Genomic DNA, 20,881 nt, shown 5'->3' with positions numbered 1-20,881 from the left:
GGCGGACGGAGGATACGTGCTCCGGGGGGCGGGCGGGAGCCCGCCCCCCGGACGCGCGCCCGCCGGAGCCCGCACACACCTCCCCGCGGCCGGCCTGTCAGCCGGCCTCGTCGGCGACCGAGTCGAGCCACCGGCGCAGCCTGGCAGCGGGGCCGCGGATCTCCTCGATCAGCCGGGACCGCTCCCGCCGCGCGGCCCGCAGGCGCGCCTTGGCCTGTACCAGGGCGCGCACCTGTTCCTCCATGATGCCGTCCACCGGGTCCTCGTCGGAGTCGATGCAGCCCAGCATGGCCGAGCGCAGCCGGTCGAACTCCTCCTGCGCCGCCGCGGTGCTCTGCTCCAGGGCCTGGCGGCGGCGGCCCAGCGCCGCCAGCAGTTCCACCGTCTGCACGAGGTCCTGGACGAGCTCGGGGTCGGGCTCGATCTCGGACGGCACCGGTGGGCGGTCCGCGCCGGCCTCGGACCGGTCGGCCTGGATGATCCGGCGGATGCGCTCCCGGTTCTGCACCCTGCGTTCTTCCCGGGCGCCGGCCACGTCCGCGGTCGTGCCCATGAGTTCCAGCCCGCAGGCCCGGCTGACCTCCTCGGCCGGGGGGCCCTCGGGCCGCGGCTCGACCAGGAGGTGGGGGAGAGGCCGGCCGGCCCGCTGCCAGCCGCCGACCCACTCGCTCACGCTCGCCGCGGCCGCCGGGTCGGCGGGAAGGAGGAGGACGTGATGTTCGGCCGCCGAAGCCCAGCAAGGCGGCGGTCCACCGGCCCCGAGCAGACCCAGGATGAGCACCGCGTCGTGGCGGCGGTGCAGGAGCCCCACCACGTTGGCAACGGCCTCCTCCCGGAAGGAAGCGAACTCCTCCGGGGTGTAGACCAGAAGGGTCTCGGTGAACCGGGACAGCACCTCGCGATGGAAGTCCGTTCCACAGCCCGCCACCACTGCCACGGTGAACCCTCCGTCGTGCAGTTCCGCCGCGACCTCCGCCGCAGCGTCGGCCAGCGTCGCGCACCCCGGGTGAGCCCACACCGCCAGCGTCCTCATACCCACCTGATCACCTCCGGGCTGGCGGGCGCCGGAGCGGTACCCGCGGCGCCGCGTCCCGCGCCTGCCGCTCCCGCTCCGCCATCTGAGGAAATTCCTTCGCCGTTTTTGAGCCAGTTCCTCCCGGAAACGGTAACAACATACCGAACATCTGCTCACTGGCAGAAAACGGGGTCCTCGTCTCGCGCCCTGTCCCGCTGGCCCTGGCGTCGCGCCGGCCGCGCACACTACATCCGGGCGTACGTGGACCCGTTCCGGCGGCGAAGGAGGCAAGGCACGTGGCGCAGGATGGGCACGGGGAACGTGAGGAGGCCCGGCTGGAGCGCCGGGTGAAGGAGGCGCTCCTGGCGCGCACGGAATCGGCGGGCCTGGACGTGCGGGTCGAGGCCCACGGTGACACGGTGCGGCTCTACGGGATCGTCGACACCCTGTCGCAGAAGCAGGCGGCGGAAGCCATCGCCCGCACCGTGCCGGGCGTCGGGGACGTGCGAAACGACCTCACCGTGGGCGCGGAGCCGGGGTGGACCGACGGCGAGAGTGCGGGAGAACTCCGGGGGCGGCTTGCCGCCAATCCGGCCACCCGGCAGGTGACGCCGCGACTGGGGCGTGGGTCCGTCGAACTCCTCGGCCGGGTGCCCGGGCCCGGGGCGGCGGAGGAGGCGGAGCGGATCGCCGCCGGCGTGGCAGGTGTCCGTGAGGTCCGCGCGCACCTGGAGGTGGAGGCCGGTGGCGAGGAAGGGGAGGCCCGGGCTGCCCGGGAGGCGCGGCAGCGGCTCGAGCGCGCCGGGCTGGGCGCGCAGCGCTTCACGGTCTGGGCAGAGGGCGACACCCTGCACGTGCGCGGGCTCCTCCGGGCGCCCGACGAGGCGGCGCGCGTCCGGGAGGCGCTCTCCGGCCTCGCAGGGGTGAGCCGCGTGGAGGCGTTCCTCCCGCCGGACCCCGACGCCGGGGCAGGCGGGGAAGGAACGGGCCGGTACGAGTGGACCTTGTGAACCCAGATCTAGCAGGAAATACCAAACAGGCGCCGAACTCCCCCTTCGGGGGGATGGTCGGTGGAGTTCGAAGGGTACCGGCGCTGGGCGGCCACCGCGCTGCTCGGCGTCTTCACCGGCGCGGTGATCGTGCTGGGCTACCGGGCGTACCGGGCGAGGGAGGTGCCCGGGCCGCCGCCGGCGGCTCCGGCCGGGGACGAGGGGACGGGGACGCCGGCGGGAGGCACGGTCGGTTGGCCCCGGCGTGAGCCGCCGGCACCCGTCGGACCGGCGCCGGGGTCCGAGGCGCCGCGGCAGGGCCCGGAGGGCCGGGAGGCCCTGGCCGTGCACGTGGCGGGCGCGGTGGCGGCGCCCGGCGTTCACCGGCTCGAGCCCGGCGCGCGGGTGGCCGACGCCGTGGCGGCGGCCCAACCGCTTCCCGAGGCGCTGCCCGGGGCGCTCAACCTCGCCCGCCCGGTGGCCGATGGCGACAAGATCTTCGTCCCCTCGCGCCGGGACCTCGCTCCGGGCGCGAACCTGCCACCCGAAGCACTGGGGGCGGACCACGGTCCCGCCGCGGCGCCGCCGCGCGCCGGTGCCGGCGGGCGGGAGGCGGGGGTGGCGGGAACCGCTCCGGGGCGGGTGAACCTCAACACGGCCGGCGTGGAGGAGCTCATGACCCTCCCCGGCATCGGCAGGGTGCTGGCGGAGCGGATCGTGGAGCACCGCCGCCGGGTGGAGCGCTTCCGGAGCATCGAGGACCTGCTGCAGGTGCCGGGGATCGGCGCCTCCCGCCTCGAGCAGCTCCGGCCCTACCTCACCCTGTGAGGCCGCGTCCGCTCGTGGCCCTGGCGGCCGCCTTCGCCGCGGGCATCTGGGCGGCCGACTGGCTTCGCCCGCACCCGCTGCTGCCCCTCGCCGGCCTGGCTGCTGCGGCCTGCACGGTCGCCCTGTCCGCCCGGCGCGGGCAGCCGCCTCCGGCCGGCGCCCTCCTGATGGCCGCGCTCCTGGCAGGGGCGCTGCGCCACGCCACCCCGCGGTGGGTCGGGCCGGGGGCCCTGCGCGCATACGTGGACCGTCCCGTCGAGGTGGTCGGGACGGTCCTGAACGCCGGGATTGGCCGGAGCGGGCCCGAGATGGTCGTGCGGGCCGAGGCGGTGCGCCTGCTCGACGGGACGGTCCGCCGCGCGGGGCCGGTCCCGGTCAGGGAGCCCCTGCACGTGACCTGGCGGGCGCCGGCCGCCCGGGGTGCGCCCGGTTCCTTGCCGGCTCCGGGCCGCCGGGTCCGGGTGCGCGGCGTGCCGGTGGTCCCGCCGCTCACCCTGCCGGGAATCGGGGAGGACCTGCGGCGAGAACTCGCCCGCCGCGGCATCTTTCTCACGGTGGCCGCCTGGGTTACACCCGAGGATGCCGGCCCGGGCGCCACGGGCGCGCTCCACCGGTGGGCGCAGGCCGCCCGCGAGCGCCTGCGGGCGGTGACGGAGCGGTGGCTGTCCGCAGAGCGGGCGGCGCTCCTGGCCGGCCTCGTCCTGGGCGACCGCGAAGGGATCCCGGACCGGTGGCGGCACGCCTTTCGCCTCACCGGGGTCTATCACGTCCTGGCAGCTTCCGGCGGGAACGTCGCCCTGGTGACCGGCCCCTTGGCCTGGGCGCTGTCCCGGCTCGGCGCCCCCCGGCGGGCGGCGGCCCTCGCGGTGGTTCCCGCCATCTGGGCGTACAGCGTGCTCGCCGGCTCCGGACCGCCCGTGCTCCGCGCCGGCGTCGCCGCGACCCTCCACTACGCCGGTCAGGCCCAGGGCAGGCGGTCCGACGGCTACTCGAGCCTGGCCGCCGCCACCCTCGTTCTCCTGGCCGCTGCGCCCGGCATGCTGTTCGACCTGGGGTTCCAGCTCTCGTTCCTGGCCACCCTGGGTATCCTGGCGCTCGGCCCGCCGATCGCCAGCCGGCTCGGGCGGTACCTCTTCCCCGCCGTCGCCGCACCCCTGGCCGTCACCCTGGCCGCCGGCGCGGCCGTGGAACCGCTCCTTCTGAGCCGCTTCGGCTACGTGACGCTGATCTCGCCGCTGGCCAACCTGTGGGTGGGGCTCGTGGTGCTGGCACTCGTGCCTCTGGCGGCGTTCGGCATGGGGCTGGGCCTCATCCACCCGCTCCTCGCGGCCCCGGCGCTCCGCCTGGCGGGGGGCCTCACAGGCCTCCTGACCGGTCCGCTGGAGGGACTGGCGGAACTGCCGCTGGCCGGCGCCCCCATCGGTCCGCCCGGCCCGGCGGCGCTGGCGCTGTACTACGCCGCCCTCGCCGCGTGGCGGTGGAGGACGGTTCTCGGGGACCCCGTGCGGCGGGCGGCGGGCCGCCTGCTCCGCCCGGGACCCGCCCTTGCGGGCTTCGCCCTGCTGGCGGGGGCCGGCGTGGCTTCGGCGATCGGCCCGGCGCTACCCTCCTTCACCAGCCGGGAACGCCTCGAGGCCTGCTTCCTGCACGTCGGGCCCGGCGCCGCCACGGTGCTGCGGCTGCCCGGCGGAGAGGCCGTCCTGGTCGACGCCGGCCCTGCCCGGCCGAACGCCGGCGTCGACGCCGGCCGCGACGTGGTCGTCCTGTTCCTCCGCCGGCAGGGGGTGCGCCGGCTGGACCTGGCCGTCGTCACGTCCGCGCGGCAGGGGGAGGCGGGTGGCATGGCGACGGTTCTCGCCACCCATCCGGTGGCCGAGCTCTGGACCCCCCAGGTGAACGACCCGCCCCGTGCCTGGCTCGACGTGCGGGACATGGCCCGGGTGGCGGGCGTGCCGGTGCGGCTGGTGTCCGAAGCCGGCGGTCCGCAGAGGTGGGAGCCGCGTCCGGGCGTGCGCCTGGCTGCCTGGCCCGCGCCGGAGGCACCCGGCGTTCCGGATGGCCTGCTCGTGCAGGTCGAGGCGGGAGCTCTCGCCGTCCGGATCGCCGGCGCGGCCGCCGCGGCCAGCGGTCCGCCGGGAGCGTGGCGATCCCCCGCGGTCGTCCAGGTGACGGCGAAAGGCGAATCCCCGGCGTCTGCCCTGCCGGCGGGGGCACGGGTGGTCATCGTGGCGGGACAGGCCCCGACGGCCGGCTCCGGGTCCCCGCGCGTGCCCGGTGCATCCGCCCAGTACCGCACGGAGCGTCACGGGACCGTCTGCGTCCGGGGCGACCCGGCGTCCGGCGCCCTGAGTGTGCGCACTCAGTTCCCCGGCCTGCCGGGGGAAGGCGGCCGCCTCCTCGGGACGTGGTGAACCCGGGGTGGGCTACCTCTCAGCGTGACGGTGGGCGCCTCGCCGGCCGCCGCCCAGACGGCCGCATGCGGCTCGCGGCGACCGGCACCGAACCCAGATGGTGCGGCGAGACCGGTATCCCCGCCGCGCCGCGGGGAGGCACGGGGACCGGTCCGGGTTCCGCCCCCGACAGGCGCCGGCGGATCGCCGCCGCCACCCCGGCCGCCCCGGCCCAGACCGGGGCGCCGAGACCGACGAACGCACCCTGGATGAGGTCGAGGAAGAGCTTCACCGTCCAGCCGGTGCCCGGGAAGGTGACGGGTCCATCCCAGCCGATGACGAGGAGCACCGGCAGGGCCTGCAGCGCCAGGGTGCACCAGATCACCAGCGCCAGGTGGATCCCGCCCAGGGCGGCGTGACGTGGCCGGCTCCCCTCGCGGCCCAGGCGGACGCCGGTCACGGCTGCGGCGAGAAGGGCCGCACCCCCCGCCTGCGCCGCGCGGTCGCGCCAGAAGGCGAAACCCAGTCCTTCGAGCGCGGGCAGGGCAGTGGACAGCCGCCCCCCGAAGGCGGCAAAGAGGGCGTAGTAGGCCACGTGATAGGTCAAGAGGCCGGCGAGGAGGGCCCGGCCGATGGCGCTGCGCAGCGCCAGGAGGAGGTAGAGGCCGCCCAGGAAGAGCCCGGCGGCGACCCACGGCAGCCGGGGGCGGACCAGCTCCCACCGTGCGGCCGCCCATCCGGCGAGCGCCGGCTGTGCGGCAGGGCTTCGGGGCGGTGGCGACGGGACGCCGGCAAGACCGGCCAGCCGGCGACCGACTTCGGCCAGCGAGGTCGGTGGCGTCCGGAGGAGGGCGGCATGCCCCGGCCCCGCAGCGGCGAGCGGGACCGGGTCGCCCCGGCCGTGGGCGCGACCCGGTCCGCTGGCGAAGGTGCCCAGCACGACCAGCGTCGTGCGGCTCAGGTCGATCTGGCCCGCCACCGCGGCGAGCCGGGCGTCGAGCCAGCCGAGGGCCTCCGCCCACCGCTCCTCCGCCGGCGGGGGGCCGTCGGCTCCCTCCGCCGCGCGGGGGCGCGCCGTATCTCCACTGCGGCCGAGATCGTGAGCGACGGCGTGCAGCCCGCCGATCTGGATCACGGTCAGGTGCGCCTCCCGGCCCAGCGCGCTGCGGGCGGCTGCCATGAAGGCGCTGCCGGTCCCGGACCACCCCGGCGGGACGGGAAACGCCTCCTGGGGGTCCTCCGCCCCCAGCAGGGAAAGAAACGCCGGCTCCCCCGCAAGGGCCACGGACACGCCCATCTCCCGGGCGGTCGCCACCAGGTTCGGCCCGGCGAGGGGAGGCAGGGGGCTGGGGAGCACCCGGCCGTGATCCGCCGGTGCCTCGCCCGTGAGCACGGTCGCCCAGGCCGTCACGGGCCAGTCGGGCGACGGCCCCTCCACCGTGGCGAAACCTCCGGCGCGAGCCAGGTAGTCGAAGGTGGGCAATCGGCGCGCGGCCGCCGCATCCAGGCCGTCGACCAGGACCAGCACCAGCGGCTCCGCCGGCTTCGGCGGCGCCCCGGCGGCCTGTCCGCCCGCGGCGATGCCTTCGTGGGCGCCGGCCCGCCGCACCGGCGCGGCGAGCCGCCGCCACGCGGTGCGGGTGGCGGCGACCGCGCCTGTGCCCGCCAGGCCGGCCAGGCTGAGGAGCAGGATGAAGGCGAGCGCACGCTTCATGGTTCAAAGGTTCACGGCGAAGCGATCCGGTTCCTGCGGGCGCGCCCCGCTGCAGGAGGAGCGGCGCTGCGGGGTCGAACTGAATTCCCGCCGTGGCCGCGCCCGTCGGGAGGTGAGGTGCATGCGTCAGCCGGAGGCGCTCCGGCGGCTGCAGGAAGAGGTCGCTTCGCTCTACCTGGTGCACGGCACCGACGCGTACCAGGTGGCGGAGTTCCTCGCGGCGCTGCGGACCCGCCTGGTCCCACCGGGTACGGAAGCCTTCAACGAGAGCCTGGTGGAGCCCGGGCCCGATCAGGTACGGCAGGGCGTGCTCCTCGCCCGGACGCCGCCCCTGCTGTCGGATCGCCGGCTGGTGGTGCTGAAGGAGTGCCGGCTCCTGGGCCCGGGCCGCGCGGGCGGGGACGCAGGCCCCGAGGACGGTGAGGACCGCGACCGGGCCTCCGGCGAGGCCGAGCGGCTCCTCGAGTACCTGGCCGCACCGGCCCCCTTCTCGTGCCTGGTGCTCCACGCGCCCGGCGACATCGACCGGCGGCGGCGGCTCACCCGCTCCCTGCTGGAGAAGGCGGTGGAGGTCGAGTGCTCGCCGCTGTCCCAGGACCAGGCGCTGAGCTGGCTCGAGGCGAAGTCCGCCGCGCTTGGGAAGCGGCTCGACCGGGAAGCGGCGCAGGCGCTGCTCGAGAAGATCGGCACCGACCTCCACGCCTTGTCGGCCGAGCTCGAGAAGCTGGTGCTGTACGTGGGTGCGGCAGAGCGGATCGACACCCGGGCTGTGCTCGCGCTCGTGCCGGGCACGGCCCAGGTGCAGATCTTCGACCTCGTGGATGCCGTGGCGGAGGGGCGGCTCGGGCAGGCCGAAGCCCTCCTGCAGCGGATGCTGGCGTCGGGCGAGGCGCCCCTGCGGCTGCTGGCCACGCTGGCGAGCCACTTCCGGCGGCTCCTGGAAGCCCGCTCGCTGCGGGAGCGGGGGCTGTCCCCGGCGGCCATCGCCCGCCAGAAGGGGCAGCACCCGCGCTACTGGGAGAAACTCGACCGGCAGGCCCGGCGCCTGAGGCGCGAGCAACTGCAGTTCGCGCTGGAGGTCCTCCTGGAGGCGGACCTCCAGCTCAAGTCGGGCGCAGACGGGCAACTCGTCCTGGAGACGCTCCTCTTCGACCTCGTGGGCGCGGCCTGATTTGACCCGTTGACGCACGGTTCTGGCAGATCCTTGCATCGCCGGAAGGCATTCACCTTGCCGCCCGCGGGCATGCTTGTTTACGGTTTGGAGTGGAACCAAACAGGCAGAGGCACACGGGGGTGCGCCCGATGCGGGTGGCGCTGGTCTCGGCATGGCGACCGCGTCCCTGCCCGGTGGCGGCATTCTCTGCGGCGCTGTCCGCCGGGCTGGAAGAAACCGGAATCTGCGAGCAGCCCGTGCGGGTCGTGGCGGCCTCACGGTACCCCGGGGAGGCGAGCTACGGTTCCGAGGTGGTGGCGGAGCTGTGCGAGGGCGATCCCAACTCGTACCGGGAGGCCGCCGAGGTCCTGAACGGCCTGGGCGTCGACGCGGTGCTCCTCCAGCACGAGGCCGGGCTGTACGGCGCCCAGGACGGCTACGCGATCCTCGACTTCGCCCGGCGCCTCGAGCCGCCGCTGGTCACGGTGGTGCACAGCGTGCGGCCGGACCCTACCCCGACCCAGCGACACGTCCTGATCCGCCTCGCCCGCCGCTCCCGCCGCGTCGTGGCCCTGAGCAGCCGGGCGCGCGGCCTCCTCGAGTCGGTGTACGCCGTACCCGCCCACAAGACGGCCCTCATCCCGAGAGGCGTCCAGGGTCCGCCGCCTCCGGAGGTGGTCGCGCGGGCTCGGGAGCAGATCGGGGCCGAAGGCCGCCCGGTCGTCGTGACCCCGACCGTGATGGGTCCCGGGCAGGGGCTGGAGCTGGCCCTCGAGGCGATCCGCCTGGTGCGCCCCGCGCAGCCGGACCTGCTGTACGTGGTCATCGGCGGGACCGAGCCCGGGGAACGGGCCGCCCGGGGGGAAACGTACCGGGACCACCTGCAGTGGTGGATCCGCCGGCTGGGACTCGAGGGCAACGTGCTGCTCGTGGGCACGCACCTCTCCGAGGAGGAGCTGCTGGCTCACCTGGCTTTGGCCGACGTGGTCCTGCTGCCGGCGCCGCGGACGGCCACCGGCGCCGCCGCCTTCCTGCCTCAGGTGCTGGCGCTCGGCAAGCCGGTGGTGTCCACCCCGTTCGGCGAGGCGGTCGATTTCCTCGCCGGCGGGGCGGGGATCCTGGTCACCTTCGGGAATGCCGAGTCGATGGCCCGCTCTCTCGAGGCCCTCCTGACGAGCCCCGCCCTTCGCCAGGAGGTCGGCCGGAAGGCGCTGGCCCGGCGGATGACGGCGTGGCCCGATGTCGCGCGCCAGTACGGCGAACTGCTCCGGGCCACCCTGGCGTCCCGCCCGGCGCGGTGAGATCGAACACGAGAAGAAAAAGAGAAAAACCCGCTCCGCAACGGTGCGTCGCCGGGTTCTCCTTCGTCTTCGTGTGAACTTGTCGCCGGAACCGGAGGTGAACCGGGCGGTCAGGCCGTCTGGCTCTTCGCCAGGCTCCGGGCAAGGCGCGACTTCTTCCGCGCGGCCGTGTTGGGGTGCAGGACGCCCTTGCTGGCAGCCTTGTCGATCACCTTGAAGGCCTTGCTCAAGAAACCCTGCGCTGCCTCCGCGTTGCCTGCGAGGACTGCTTCCCGCACGCGCCGGATGGCCGTCTTCACCATGCTCTTCCACATGCGGTTGCGAAGCGCCCGCTTGGCCGCCCGCCGGGCCGCCTTCACCGCCGACTTGTGGTTCGCCAACCGCTCTTCACCTCCCACGACGGGTATTCTAGCATGCGCATTCGGCCGTGACAACGCCGAATACAGGGACCGGCGAAGGGGACAATACCCGCGGAGGTGAGCGCGGATGCTCGGGGCGGTTGTCCGCTTCGTGGTCTCGGCACTCGTTCTGCTCGCGGTGGCCTGGCTGGTGCCGGGCTTCAGCATCGCCGGGTTCTGGACGGCGCTGTGGGCGGCGCTGGCGATCGCCGCGATCGGCTGGCTGGTGGAGCGCGTGTTCGGTCGGGCGATCTCACCGCAGGGTCGCGGCATCGTCGGCTTTCTGGTGGCCGCTGCCGTGATCTACCTGGTCGGAGTCCTCATGCCGGGCGTGACGGTGACGATCGTCGGAGCCCTGATCGCCGCCTTCGTGATCGGCCTCATCGACGCCTTCGTCCCGACCGAGCTGCGCTAGCGGAGGGGCACCCGGCGCGGACGCAAAAGTTCCAGTCCGGACGATGGGCTGGAGCTTTTCTGTCGCCGGGCAGGACCCGCCCTCCCCCGCAGAGAACCCTGTGGGCAACCCGAGGGAAGGGGAGGGGGGCCACAGGTGACACTGGAGGAGATCGCCGGAGCGATGGCTACGCAGCTTGGCCTCAGCGTCCAGTCGATCGAGAGCGGCCGGGCGCACCTGGAAGGGCGGGGGGCCCGGTTCATCGTGTCGCCTTTCTTCGGCGGCTGGCAGGTGGACCTCCATCTGCCGGGCCGCAGCCGGCTCCAGTTCTTCGAAGAAGACATCCGCATGCTTGTGGTGCGGATCGAGGGGCGACTGCGCGATCTCGGAGGGGGGCAGGCCGGCGAAGCGGTGCGTGCGACATAACCGGCCGCGTGGGGGCATAGCATCGGACAGAAGCCGGCCCGGAGCGCCGGCAGGCGGCCGGGGACGGCGCCGCCACGGGGGGTGAGGCTGCGCGATGCAGCGCCTGCGGCGGGTGCGGCCGGTCGCCCTCGCGTACGTGATGGTCGTCCTGTTCCTGCTCGGGCTTCTGGTGGAGCGCCGGCCGCCGGCGCCCGCCTCCGTGCCGGCCGTCGCCCCGGCGCACGGCGGGGAGTCGGGCGGGGGAGTGTCCGGTGCGGGTGGTTCCCCCGGCGGAACCTGGGAGCGCGAGGAGCCCCCGCCCGGCGGCCTGTGGCAGTCGATCTTCCGCCCGGATGCGGCCACCGCCCGGCTCCTCCTCGCGCGGGCCATCCCGTATCTCGGTCGGCCCGGGCCGCGCCTCGTGCTGTACGGCACGTCCCGACCGCGGACGCTCTTGCAGGCGTTGTTCCCGTTCCTCACCGGTCCGCGGCGGCTGGAGCTGCCGGAGAGCCCCCCGGGCCCTCCGCGAGGTGGACAAGCCTCCCGCGCCGGCGGGGCTCCCGGCGGGGCAGGTCTACCGGGCGGCCCGGGCGTCTCCCCGCCTCCGCCCGGCCCGGCACCCGGTTCCCCGCCGGTCTCCGGACGTGCCACCGCGGGACGCACGCCCGCCGGAGCCGGGTGCGCGCGCCCTCCCGGCACCCCCGTGGTGGCGGGGGGCGTTCCCCTCGTCGGGATCTACCACACACACGACTACGAGTCGTACATCTCCGAGTTCCCCGGGCTTCAGCCCAAGACCGACGAGGAGTGGCAGCTCGTGTCCTCCACCGACCCGAACCGGAACATCATCCGGGTAGGGCGCCGGCTGGCCGAGCGCCTGTGCGAGCGCGGCATCACGGTGGTCCACTCGCCCTCGCGCAACGCGTACACGTACCTGGGCGCGTACGCCTACTCCCGCAAGACCGCCGAGTACATCCTGGACCGCTTTCCGACTGTCCAGGTGCTCTTCGACCTGCACCGGGACGCCGCCCCGCGGGATGTCACGACGGTGCAGGTCGGCGGCCGTGCGGTCGCCCGGGTGGCCATCGTGGTCGGGATGGGCGACCGGGACCTGCCGCACCCCCGTTGGCGGGAGAACCTGGCCTGGGCGGAGCGACTGCACCAGGCCATGAACCAGCGCTACCCCGGGCTTTCCCGCGGCATCATCCGCCGGAACCAGCGGTACAACCAGGATCTGCGGCCGGGGGCGCTGCTCCTCGAGTTCGGCTCGGCGCAGAACAGCATGGAGGAGGCCCTGCGCGCCGCCGAGCTCGTGGCGGGCGTGGTCGCGGACCTCGTCGCCGCCGGCGAGGCGCCGGGGACGGAGTCGCTCCGCGGCGCGGGCGGCGCCGGCGGAGCCAAGGCGGGGCGCGCGCCGGAGGGGGCGGAAGCCGCGGTCGTCTGGAGATACTACGCGGGGTGATCTCCGTGAAAGGGGTCCGTCCCTCGCGCGACCTGCAGTGGCTTCTCGGGCCGGTCCGCCCGGTGCGCCGGCGCCGGGTCCAGTGGCTTCCGCTCGTGGTCGCGGTCGTGGTGGCCCTTGCCCTGCGCCAGGTGAGCATGAGCGCGGCCCAGATCGGCGGCGGGTTGCCTGCCCTCCGGCTCCCGGGTCCGGAGGCGCTCCGGGACGCGCTGCTGGACCGGGTGTGCGGTTCCGGCCCAGGGAGGCGTTAGGATTGCCAGACCGTCCAGAGGGCCGCCCGGGTCACGCGCGACCGGCGGCAAGTGCGGCCTCGGAGCGGACGCTCAGCAGGTCGATGGCCAGCGCAAGGGTCTCGGGGCGGACCCCGGCCTCGACGGCCTTGCGGACGACCGCCAGGTAGGCCGCTAGGGTGTCGGGGGAGAGGTGCCCCGGCACCTCGTCGGGCGCACAGCCACAGCGGATCCAGTGCAGGTCGATCCCCGTGAGCCGGCCGAGCGCCGCCGCGACGCGCAGGTAGAGCTCGTCGCTGTCGGCGGGCCGGTCCTGCCGCGCGAGGAAATCCTGGAGCCGGCGCGGCTCCACCCCGGCGTTCTGGGCGACCTGTTCGAGGGTGAACTCTTCGGGGAACTCGGCGAGGAGGTATTCCAGTACCAGGCGGGTCCGCTCGGCCGGATGCACGAAGTACAGCCGGGCTCGCACGTCCGGCGGGAGACGGCGCACCGCCTCGTAGAAGTCCTGCTGGGGTTCCCGGCCCGTCAGGAGGTACTCCAGCCGCACACCGTACCCGTCAGCGATCTTCCGCAGCGTGCTGTGGAACGAGCACGTGACCTCGCCCTTCTCGATCCGGGCGATCGTGGTGTGGCTGACGCCGGTGCGCAGCGCCGCTTCGCGCAGGGACTCGCCCCGTGCGGCGCGCAGCTTCGCTACACGTTGTCCGATCACCGTGCAACCGCCTCCGTGCCCTGCGGACCTGGGGTGTCGTGCACCTCCTATGGTAGGGGCCGGGCGTGGGGGCCGTCCAAGTGAAAACGCCTTTGCCGGTGCCCATGCAGATAGATGGCATCTAACTCCGAATTGCATCATCGAGAACCGGCCCGCCGCAAGCGCGGCCAGGGGGACGGCCGCCCGACGGGCGGCCCGTGCTCACCGGTTCCGGGCTCTGCTATAATAACGCGGACCCGAGGAACGCCCGGGAGGCCGGTGCGCAGCCCATGGTGGACCAGGAACGGATCCGGAACTTCTCCATCATCGCCCACATCGACCACGGGAAGAGCACCCTCGCCGACCGGCTGATCGAGTACACCGGGACGCTGTCCCGCCGTGAGATGCGGGAGCAGGTCCTCGACACCATGGAGCTCGAGCGGGAGCGGGGGATCACGATCAAGGCGCAGTCGGTGCGCATGGAGTACCGCGCCGACGACGGTCAGACGTACATCCTCAACCTGATCGACACGCCCGGGCACGTCGACTTCACCTACGAGGTGAGCCGGGCGCTCAAGGCCTGCGAGGGGGCGCTCCTGGTCGTGGACGCGTCCCAGGGCATCGAGGCCCAGACCCTGGCCAACGTCCACATGGCGCTCGAGCAGAACCTGGAGATCATCCCGATCATCAACAAGATCGACCTGCCGGGGGCTGACCCCGAGCGGGTCCGCCGCGAGATCGAGGAGACGATCGGCCTCGACGCCTCCTACGCCATCCTGGCCTCGGCGAAGGAGGGGATCGGCACCCGGGACATCCTCGAGGCGATCGTGACGCTGATCCCGCCCCCCTCCGGCGATCCCGCCGCGCCCCTCAAGGCCCTCATCTACGACTCCTTCTACGATCCGTACAAGGGCGTCGTGGTGCACTTCCGGATCTTCGACGGCACCCTCCGGGTGGGCGACCGAATCCGGATGATGGGCGGCGGCAAGGAGTTCCAGGTCGACGAGCTCTATGTCTTCCGGCCCCGCCTCACGCCGATCGACGCCCTGGGGCCCGGCGAGGTGGGGGCCCTGGCGGCGGCGATCAAGGACGTCCGCGACGTCCGAGTCGGCGACACGATCACCGGGGCCGACCGCCCGGCCGCCGAGCCGGTGCCCGGCTTCCGCCCGGCGACTCCCATGGTCTTCACGGGCCTCTACCCCGTGGACTCGGCCGACTACGACCAGCTCCGGGATGCCCTGGCCAAGCTCCAGCTGAACGACGCCGCCCTGCGGTACGAGCCAGAGACGTCCGAGGCCCTCGGCTTCGGCTTCCGGTGCGGGTTCCTCGGCCTGCTGCACATGGACGTCGTCCAGGAGCGCCTGGAGCGGGAGTTCGGGCTGAACCTCATCGCCACGGCCCCCGGCGTGGTGTACCGGGTGGTCAAGACGGACGGCAGCGTGGAGATGGTGGAGAACCCGGCCAGGCTGCCGCCGCCCACGACCATCGACCGCATCGAGGAACCGGTGGTGCGGGCGCAGATCGTCACCCCGGCCGAGTACGTCGGGCCCCTCATGGAGCTGTGCCAGGACCGGCGGGGAACCTTCCTGAACATGGAATACGTCGGCGAGAAGCGGGTGCTCCTCACGTACCGGCTGCCGCTGGCGGAGATCATGTACGACTTCTTCGACCAGCTGAAGACCCGCAGCCGCGGGTACGCCTCCCTCGACTACGAGTTCGAGGGGTACGTGGAGTCCAGGCTGGTCAAGATGGACATCCTCGTGAACGGCGAGCCGGTGGACGCGCTCTCGGTCATCGTCCACCGGGACAAGGCGGAGCGCCGCGGCCGCGCGCTCGTCCAGAAGCTGCGCGAGCTGATCCCGCGCCAGCAGTTCGAGGTGCCGATCCAGGCTGCGATCGGAAGCCGGATCATCGCCCGGGAGACCGTCCGGGCCCTGCGCAAGGACGTCCTGGCCAAGTGTTACGGCGGCGACGTCACCCGCAAGCGCAAGCTCCTCGAGAAGCAGAAGGAAGGCAAGAAGCGCCTGAAGCAGATCGGTTCCGTGGAGATCCCCCAGGAGGCGTTCATGGCCGTCCTGCGCACGGACGACGGCGAGTGACCCGCGCGCCCGCCGGGGCGGGGAAGGGGGGAGGACCGTGCGGCCCATCGCCCTCTACGTTCACATCCCGTACTGCCCCCGCAAGTGTCTGTACTGCGACTTCAACTCCCACGCGGGGACTGCCCGCGCCGAGCACGAGGCGTACGTGGCGGCCCTCGAGCGGGAGATGGAGCACTGGGCGCGCCGGTTCGCCTCCGGCCGCCTGCCCGCGCCCGCGCCGGGCTTCCCCGCCGGCGACCCGGTCGTCCCCACCGTCTTCGTCGGCGGGGGCACGCCGACCCAGCTCGACGCCGACCTGCTCGCCCGCGTCGTCCGGCGGGTCCGCGAGCTCTTCCCGGTCGCCCCGGACGCCGAGTTCACCGTCGAGGCGAACCCCGGCAGCGTCGACGTCGAAGGGGAGAAGCTCGCCGCCGCGCGGGAGGCCGGGGCCAACCGGATCAGCCTCGGCGTGCAGGCGGTCCAGGACGACCTGCTCCGCCGCCTCGGCCGGGTCCACACCGCCCGGGAGGCGGAGGAGGCCGTGCGGCTGGCGCGCCTCGCCGGCTTCCGCAACCTGAACCTCGACCTCATGTACGGCCTGCCCGGACAGACCACCGACCAGTTCCGGGAGACCCTCGAGTGGGCCGTGGCGCAGGGCCCGGAGCACGTCTCCGCGTACAGCCTCATCGTGGAGGAAGGGACCGCCTTCCACGCCCTGTACGAGGCCGGCCGGCTCTCGCTCCCTCCTGAAGAAGAGGAAGAGGCCATGGACCGCCTGGCCGGGTCCTTCCTGGCCGCCCACGGTTACGAGCGGTACGAGGTCTCGAACTACGCCCGGCCCGGGTACCGGTGCCGGCACAACCTGGTGTACTGGCGAAACGAGGAGTACCTTGGCCTGGGCGCCGGCGCCCACTCGTACCTGGGCGGTCGCCGCTTCTGGAACGTCCGGCTTCCGGCGGCCTACCGGCAGGCCGTCCGGGAGCGGGGGACCGCGGAAGAGGGCGGCGAGGCGCTCGACCTGCCCGTACAGATGGCCGAGACCATGATCCTCGGCCTCCGGCTCACGGACGGCGTGGAGGAGGAGCGCTTCCTTCGCCGCTTCGGCCGCAGCCTGGCCGAGGTGTACGGCACCGTGCTCGGCCGGCTGGAGCGGGCCGGCCTCATGGCCCGTGCCGGTGGGCGCTGGCGCCTCACCCCCCGCGGCCTGCGCCTGGGCAACCGGGTCTGGGCGGAGTTCCTGCCGTGACGCCCGGGGGCAGCACCGAGCGCGAGATCAAGCTCACGGTCGCCGGCGGCGGTCCGGGCGGTCCCGGCGCGCTGCTCGAATACCTGGCCCGGCTGCCGGCCCTGGGGGCGGCGTACGCGCTGGGGCCGGCCCGGGCCGTCTCGATCCGCGACGTGTACTACGACACGGCCGGCGGCCGGCTGCGCGCGGGCCGCGTCGCCTTCCGGATCCGGAACGCCGGCGGCCGGCCCTTCGTGACGGTGAAGCGCACGCTGCGCCAGGAAAGCGGCCTGAGTGTCCGGGAGGAATACGAGGCGCCGCTCGAACCCGAGAGCTTGCGGGAGGCTCTACAGAGGGCGGGACTCCCTGCCGGCGAAGGCTGGATCCCGGTGGCGGCCCTGGCCGCCGGCGACCGGGCTGGACCCCTCCTCCCCGTGCTGGTGGCCGCCACCGAGCGGGTCAGCCGGGAGGTGCGCCGGGGAGCGCTCGTGGTGGCGACCCTGTCCCTCGACCGTGTCCGCTACGAGCGGGTTCCGGGCGAACCGGTGTATCACGACGTCGAGGTGGAGGCCACACCGGCGGGAACCGAGGCGGATCTGGAACATCTCGGCCGGCTGCTGGCGCGGGCCGCCGAAGACGCCGGAGCCCGTCTCGTCCCCGAACGGGAGAGCAAGCTGAGCCGCGGCCTGCGCCTGCTCGGGGCCGTCCAGTGAGGGCGATCACCCGCTCCGCTCCTGTGCCGGTACGGCGGGCGGGCCGGCGCCGCGCAGCCGCAGCTTCTGCAGCTTCCGCACCGCCGTGCTCTGGTGGATCCCGAGGGCCTCGCCGACCCGGGTGGTGCTCCCGTACAGGCGCAGGGCCTGGGTGAGCAGCTGCCGCTCGACCTCCTCCAGCGCCTCCTTGAGCGGCATGATGCCGTGCACCTCCACCCGCGGGACGGCGCCGCGGGCGCCGCCCCAGAGTGCCGGCGGGAGGTCGGAGAGCCGGATCACGGGCCCCTCGGCGGTCACCACGAGCCGCTCGATCATGTTCTCCAGCTCGCGCACGTTGCCGGGCCAGCTGTACCGGAGGAAGGCCTCGACGACCTCGGGGTGCAAGTGGCGCTCGACGCCGTAGCGGACGCGGAAACGGTCGAGGAAGTGGCGCGCGAGCACCGGGATGTCCTCGGGGCGGTCCCGCAGGGGCGGGATGGTCACCGGCACCACGTGGAGGCGGTAGTACAGGTCGGGGCGGAACTGCCCCTGGCGCACCATCTCCTGGAGATCCCGGTGGGTGCCGGCGAGGATGCGGACGTCCACCTCCACGGGCCGCACCCCGCCCACCCGGGTGAACCGGCGCTCCTGGATGACCTGCAGGAGCTTGGCCTGGAGGCCTGGCGGCAGTTCGCCGATCTCGTCGAGGAACAGGGTGCCACCCTGCGCCTGCTCGATCAGCCCTTCCTTGCCGGCCCGCCGTGCCCCGGTGAAGGCGCCCGACTCGTAGCCGAACAGCTCCGACTCCATCAGGGATTCGGGGATCGAGGCGCAGTCCACCTTGACGAACGGCCCCTGTGCCCGCGGGCTGAGGCGGTGGAGGAGCCGGGCGATCACGCCCTTGCCCGATCCCGACTCGCCCAGGAGGAGCACCGTGGAGTCCACCCGGGCGACCCGCTCGACCAGATCGAGCACGCGCCGCATGGGGGCCGAGACGGCCACCACCTCGTCCCGCTCGGCCCAGGAGTGGCGCAGGCCCTGCAGCTCGTCCTTGTACCGCTCCTGCGTGTGCTGCAGGCGCTCGACGGTGCGCTGGAGCCGGTCCAGCTCGGTGATGTCCCGGAGGAGCCCCAGCACCCCGAGCCGGCGCCCGTCCGGCGCGCGCAGCGGGATGGCGCTGGCGACCACCCGTCGCCCCTCGACCTCCTGGATGAAGCTGCGGCGCTCCTCGCCTTCCAGGGCCAGCCCGAGCGAGGGGGGCATCCACCGCGCGAGGCCGGCGAGCTCCCCCAGCCCACGGCCCTCCATGGCGGCGGCCGGTAGCCCGCAGAGCGCCGCGGCCTGCTCGTTGACCGCCACCACCCGGCCGCCCGGGTCGACCACGATGGCCCCGTCGGGCAGCGCTTCCACCAGCGCCTTCACGAAGAGAAGCGCCCGGTTCAGGTGGGCTCCCCCCTGCCATGCCGATCTGCATGGGTTGCTATGCAGTTCGTCATAGGCGGAACAAATCCTCCTTTGCGTGCAGCGGTTCTATGCAGACGATCTGCCCCGGCCCGCACGGCGCCGGGGCTATGTGCGCGTGCATAGGGTCCACGGCGGCGCCGCGCGCCCGGGGAGCCATCCTGCCACCCGCACCGGCGCGCCCTCCACCAGTTCCCGGCCGGACCCGCGGGGTCTGCGATGGCGTTCCCCTGGTCCTGGCACGATTCTTGCCAAATGGAATCGAAGCAAAGAAAGAACCGCGGGGGGAGGGGCCCGTGCTCCGACCGGATGTCGAGGCGATGCCCCGGGACCGGCTCCGGGCGTTGCAGCTGGAGCGCCTCCGCCGCCAGGTGAGCCGGCTCTACAGGCACTCGCCCTTCTACCGGCAGCGCATGGACGCGGCGGGGGTGAGCCCCCGGGACATCCGCAGCCTGGATGACATCCGCCGCCTGCCGTTCACGACCCGGCAGGACCTCCTCGAGATGCAGCGCCGGAGCCCGCCCCTGGGCGACCACCTGGTACCCCCCCGGGAGCGCTGGGTCGAGATCCACCCGTCCTCCGGCGAGGTACCCCTGTACATGGTGTGGTCGAAGGCCGACGTGGCCCGGATCACGGACATGGCCGCCCGGGCCCTGTACAGCGCCGGCGCTCGCCCGGGGGACCTCATCCACAACGCGCTCGGTTACGGCCTGTGGGTGGGCGGACTGGCCGCTCACTACGGCGCGACGGCCGCGGGCATGGTGGTCATCCCGATCGGCACCGACTCCCTCCGGCGCCAGATCGAGTACCTGGTGAACTGGGCGCCCCGGGTCCTCCTGACGACGCCCTCCCAGGGCCTGTACCTGGCCGAGCAGATCCGGGAGCGGGGGCTCGGGCCGGCCGACCTGGGCCTCGAGGTCGGCATCTTCGCCGCCGAGCCCGGGGTGGAGCATCCGAGCACCCGCCAGCGCCTGGAGCGGGCGCTGGGGCTCGATGCGTACGATCTGTACGGCCTGTCCGAGGTGACCCCGATCATGGCGGCCGAGTGCGAGGCCAAGGCGGGTCTGCACTGGCCGGAGGACCACCACCTGGTCGAGATCATCCACCCCCGGACACTCGAGCCGGTGCGGCCCGGGGAGGTCGGCATCCTGGTCTTCACCGACCTGACCCGGGATGCCCTGCCCCTCCTGCGGTACTGGACCAACGACTACGCCACCTGGACCGACGAGCCGTGCGCCTGCGGGCGCACCCTGCTGCGGTCCCCGGGCGGGGTGCTGGGGCGCAGCGACCAGCTGGTCATCTTCCGCGGGGCCAAGTTCTACCCGGCGGAGCTCGAGCGGATCCTGCACGAGTACCCGGAGCTGGGCGAGGAGTACCGCCTCGTCCTGGAGCGCGACCCCGCGACCCTGGTCGACCGCTGCACGCTCGTGGTCGAGACCGCCCCGCAGGCCCTGTGGGAGGGTCCGCAGCTGGCCGAGCGGCTGCAGCGCCACCTCCGGGACGAGCTGCGGCTGGTGGCCGAGGTGCGGGTGGTGCGGTACGGGTCGCTCGAGCGGACGATGCGCCAGAGCCGGCGGGTCCAGGACCTGCGGGCGGTCGGGCCGGGTGCGGCCCAGACGGTCCCCGGGGCGATCCCCGGGTGGTGAGGAGGGAAGCGAGGTGGCGGACGGGGCAGGGCGCCTCCTCGGCGTGGAGGACGTCGGCATCCGCTTCGGCGGCGTGGTCGCGCTCGGCGGGGTGAGCCTCGACGTCCGGGCGGGCGAGATCCACGCCGTGATCGGCCCGAACGGGGCCGGGAAGACCACGCTGATCAACTGCATCAGCGGCCGCTACGTCCCCACGTCGGGGCGCATCACGCTGGCGGGGGAGGACATCACCCGGCTGCCGCCGCCCCGCCGGGCCGAGCTCGGCATCGCCCGGACCTTCCAGAACATCGCCCTGTTCAAGCACATGACGGTGCTCGACAACCTCATGCTCGGCCGGCACGTCCGGATGCGGTCGGGGCTCCTGGCCTGCGGCCTCTTCTGGGGCCCGGCCCTGCGGGAGGAGATCGAGCACCGGCGGGCGGTCGAGGAGATCATCGACTTCCTGGAGATCGCCCACATCCGCAAGAAGCCCGTCGGGATGCTGCCCTACGGGCTGCAGAAGCGGGTCGAGCTGGGCCGGGCCCTGGCCCTCGAGCCCCGGCTGCTGCTGCTCGACGAGCCGATGGCCGGGATGAACACGGAAGAGAAGGAAGACATGGTCCGCTTCATCCTCGAGATCAACCAGGAGCGGGGCGTGACCTGCGTGCTGGTCGAGCACGACATGGGGGTCGTGATGGACATCTCGGACCGGGTGTCGGTGCTCGACTTCGGCCGGCTCATCGCCAGCGGCTCGCCCGAGGAGGTCCGACGCAATCCCGACGTCATCCGGGCGTACCTGGGAGACGAATCCCTGGCGGTGGTGTGAGGGGGGA

The 20,881-nt window shown here is 73.8% G+C and carries 19 protein-coding genes; 14 read left to right on the top strand and 5 right to left on the bottom strand.

The genetic code is table 11. The features are described from left to right. Positions 1-97: 97 nt before the first annotated feature. Entirely contained in the window at positions 98-1,039 is a 942-nt protein-coding gene (locus caldi_RS12585) for a hypothetical protein (protein ID WP_264842105.1), read from the bottom strand. A 272-nt stretch (positions 1,040-1,311) separates the two neighbouring features. Between caldi_RS12585 and caldi_RS12580 the strand changes: the two genes are divergently transcribed. The 3 genes from caldi_RS12580 to caldi_RS12570 are packed head-to-tail and all read left to right on the top strand — an operon-like array spanning position 1,312 to position 5,243. Then, positions 1,312-2,025, top strand: a complete 714-nt coding sequence (locus caldi_RS12580) for a BON domain-containing protein (RefSeq protein ID WP_264842104.1) — start codon at positions 1,312-1,314, stop codon at positions 2,023-2,025. A 60-nt stretch (positions 2,026-2,085) separates the two neighbouring features. Further along, positions 2,086-2,832: a ComEA family DNA-binding protein gene (locus tag caldi_RS12575; protein ID WP_264842103.1), complete on the top strand. Its 747-nt coding sequence runs from the start codon at positions 2,086-2,088 to the stop codon at positions 2,830-2,832. A 14-nt stretch (positions 2,833-2,846) separates the two neighbouring features. Continuing rightward, positions 2,847-5,243, top strand: a complete 2,397-nt coding sequence (locus caldi_RS12570; RefSeq protein WP_264842102.1) for a ComEC/Rec2 family competence protein — start codon at positions 2,847-2,849, stop codon at positions 5,241-5,243. Between the two features lie 19 nt (positions 5,244-5,262). Here the strand turns inward: caldi_RS12570 and caldi_RS12565 are convergent, their stop codons facing one another. Then, on the bottom strand, positions 5,263-6,936 hold the full coding sequence (locus caldi_RS12565) for an alkaline phosphatase family protein (protein ID WP_264842101.1): 1,674 nt from the start codon (positions 6,934-6,936) through the stop codon (positions 5,263-5,265). Between the two features lie 121 nt (positions 6,937-7,057). On the opposite strand from caldi_RS12565, the gene holA reads away from it, so the two are divergent. Further along, a complete protein-coding gene (gene holA, locus caldi_RS12560) occupies positions 7,058-8,107 on the top strand; it encodes a DNA polymerase III subunit delta (RefSeq protein WP_264842100.1) in 1,050 nt (349 codons plus the stop codon). Positions 8,108-8,238: 131 nt separating this feature from the next. Then, entirely contained in the window at positions 8,239-9,390 is a 1,152-nt protein-coding gene (locus tag caldi_RS12555; RefSeq protein WP_264842099.1) for a glycosyltransferase, read from the top strand. Positions 9,391-9,500: 110 nt separating this feature from the next. Here the strand turns inward: caldi_RS12555 and rpsT are convergent, their stop codons facing one another. Beyond that, on the bottom strand, positions 9,501-9,770 hold the full coding sequence (rpsT, locus tag caldi_RS12550) for a 30S ribosomal protein S20 (RefSeq protein WP_264842098.1): 270 nt from the start codon (positions 9,768-9,770) through the stop codon (positions 9,501-9,503). A gap of 106 nt (positions 9,771-9,876) precedes the next feature. On the opposite strand from rpsT, the gene caldi_RS12545 reads away from it, so the two are divergent. From caldi_RS12545 to caldi_RS12530, 4 genes are all read left to right on the top strand, one after another. Next, a complete protein-coding gene (locus caldi_RS12545; RefSeq protein WP_264842097.1) occupies positions 9,877-10,203 on the top strand; it encodes a phage holin family protein in 327 nt (108 codons plus the stop codon). Positions 10,204-10,338: 135 nt separating this feature from the next. Next, positions 10,339-10,608 carry a hypothetical protein gene (locus caldi_RS12540; protein ID WP_264842096.1) on the top strand — a complete coding sequence of 90 codons (270 nt, stop codon included), beginning with the start codon at positions 10,339-10,341 and terminating at the stop codon, positions 10,606-10,608. Between the two features lie 94 nt (positions 10,609-10,702). After that, positions 10,703-12,046, top strand: coding sequence for a stage II sporulation protein P (spoIIP, locus tag caldi_RS12535; protein ID WP_264842095.1), 1,344 nt, complete (start codon positions 10,703-10,705; stop codon positions 12,044-12,046). Between the two features lie 5 nt (positions 12,047-12,051). Beyond that, positions 12,052-12,297, top strand: a complete 246-nt coding sequence (locus tag caldi_RS12530) for a hypothetical protein (RefSeq protein WP_264842094.1) — start codon at positions 12,052-12,054, stop codon at positions 12,295-12,297. 31 nt (positions 12,298-12,328) lie between these two features. Here the strand turns inward: caldi_RS12530 and caldi_RS12525 are convergent, their stop codons facing one another. Then, positions 12,329-12,988, bottom strand: a complete 660-nt coding sequence (locus tag caldi_RS12525; protein WP_264842093.1) for a helix-turn-helix domain-containing protein — start codon at positions 12,986-12,988, stop codon at positions 12,329-12,331. 269 nt (positions 12,989-13,257) lie between these two features. On the opposite strand from caldi_RS12525, the gene lepA reads away from it, so the two are divergent. From lepA to caldi_RS12510, 3 genes are read left to right on the top strand one after another with little or no spacing between them, the layout of a single operon-like run. Next, entirely contained in the window at positions 13,258-15,066 is a 1,809-nt protein-coding gene (lepA, locus tag caldi_RS12520) for a translation elongation factor 4 (protein ID WP_264842092.1), read from the top strand. Between the two features lie 37 nt (positions 15,067-15,103). Continuing rightward, on the top strand, positions 15,104-16,291 hold the full coding sequence (gene hemW / locus caldi_RS12515; RefSeq protein ID WP_264842091.1) for a radical SAM family heme chaperone HemW: 1,188 nt from the start codon (positions 15,104-15,106) through the stop codon (positions 16,289-16,291). Continuing rightward, positions 16,288-16,983, top strand: coding sequence for a CYTH domain-containing protein (locus caldi_RS12510; protein WP_264842090.1), 696 nt, complete (start codon positions 16,288-16,290; stop codon positions 16,981-16,983). Before hemW ends, caldi_RS12510 begins: the two co-directional genes overlap by 4 nt. Positions 16,984-16,989: 6 nt before the next feature. On the opposite strand, the gene caldi_RS12505 is transcribed toward caldi_RS12510, so the two are convergent. After that, positions 16,990-18,384, bottom strand: coding sequence for a sigma-54 interaction domain-containing protein (locus tag caldi_RS12505; RefSeq protein ID WP_264842089.1), 1,395 nt, complete (start codon positions 18,382-18,384; stop codon positions 16,990-16,992). A gap of 335 nt (positions 18,385-18,719) precedes the next feature. Here caldi_RS12505 and caldi_RS12500 point away from each other — a divergent pair, with 335 nt between their 5' ends. Continuing rightward, positions 18,720-20,069: a phenylacetate--CoA ligase family protein gene (locus caldi_RS12500; RefSeq protein ID WP_264842088.1), complete on the top strand. Its 1,350-nt coding sequence runs from the start codon at positions 18,720-18,722 to the stop codon at positions 20,067-20,069. 13 nt (positions 20,070-20,082) lie between these two features. Then, positions 20,083-20,874, top strand: coding sequence for an ABC transporter ATP-binding protein (locus caldi_RS12495; protein ID WP_264842087.1), 792 nt, complete (start codon positions 20,083-20,085; stop codon positions 20,872-20,874). Positions 20,875-20,881: the final 7 nt, after the last annotated feature.

The sequence above is a fragment of the Caldinitratiruptor microaerophilus genome, assembly GCF_025999835.1.
GTDB classification, from domain to species: Bacteria; Bacillota; Sulfobacillia; order Symbiobacteriales; family ZC4RG38; genus Caldinitratiruptor; species Caldinitratiruptor microaerophilus.
The sequence above is the reverse complement of the archived record's forward strand: the minus strand, read 5'-3'. Positions and strand labels throughout refer to the sequence as shown.

Coding starts and splice junctions, on each gene's coding strand:
- caldi_RS12545 (WP_264842097.1), top strand. CDS start 9,877: ATGCTCGGGGCGGTTGTCCGCTTCGTGGTCTCGGCACTCGTTCTGCTC.
- caldi_RS12555 (WP_264842099.1), top strand. CDS start 8,239: ATGCGGGTGGCGCTGGTCTCGGCATGGCGACCGCGTCCCTGCCCGGTG.
- holA (WP_264842100.1), top strand. CDS start 7,058: ATGCGTCAGCCGGAGGCGCTCCGGCGGCTGCAGGAAGAGGTCGCTTCG.
- caldi_RS12565 (WP_264842101.1), bottom strand. CDS start 6,936: ATGAAGCGTGCGCTCGCCTTCATCCTGCTCCTCAGCCTGGCCGGCCTG.
- lepA (WP_264842092.1), top strand. CDS start 13,258: ATGGTGGACCAGGAACGGATCCGGAACTTCTCCATCATCGCCCACATC.
- spoIIP (WP_264842095.1), top strand. CDS start 10,703: ATGCAGCGCCTGCGGCGGGTGCGGCCGGTCGCCCTCGCGTACGTGATG.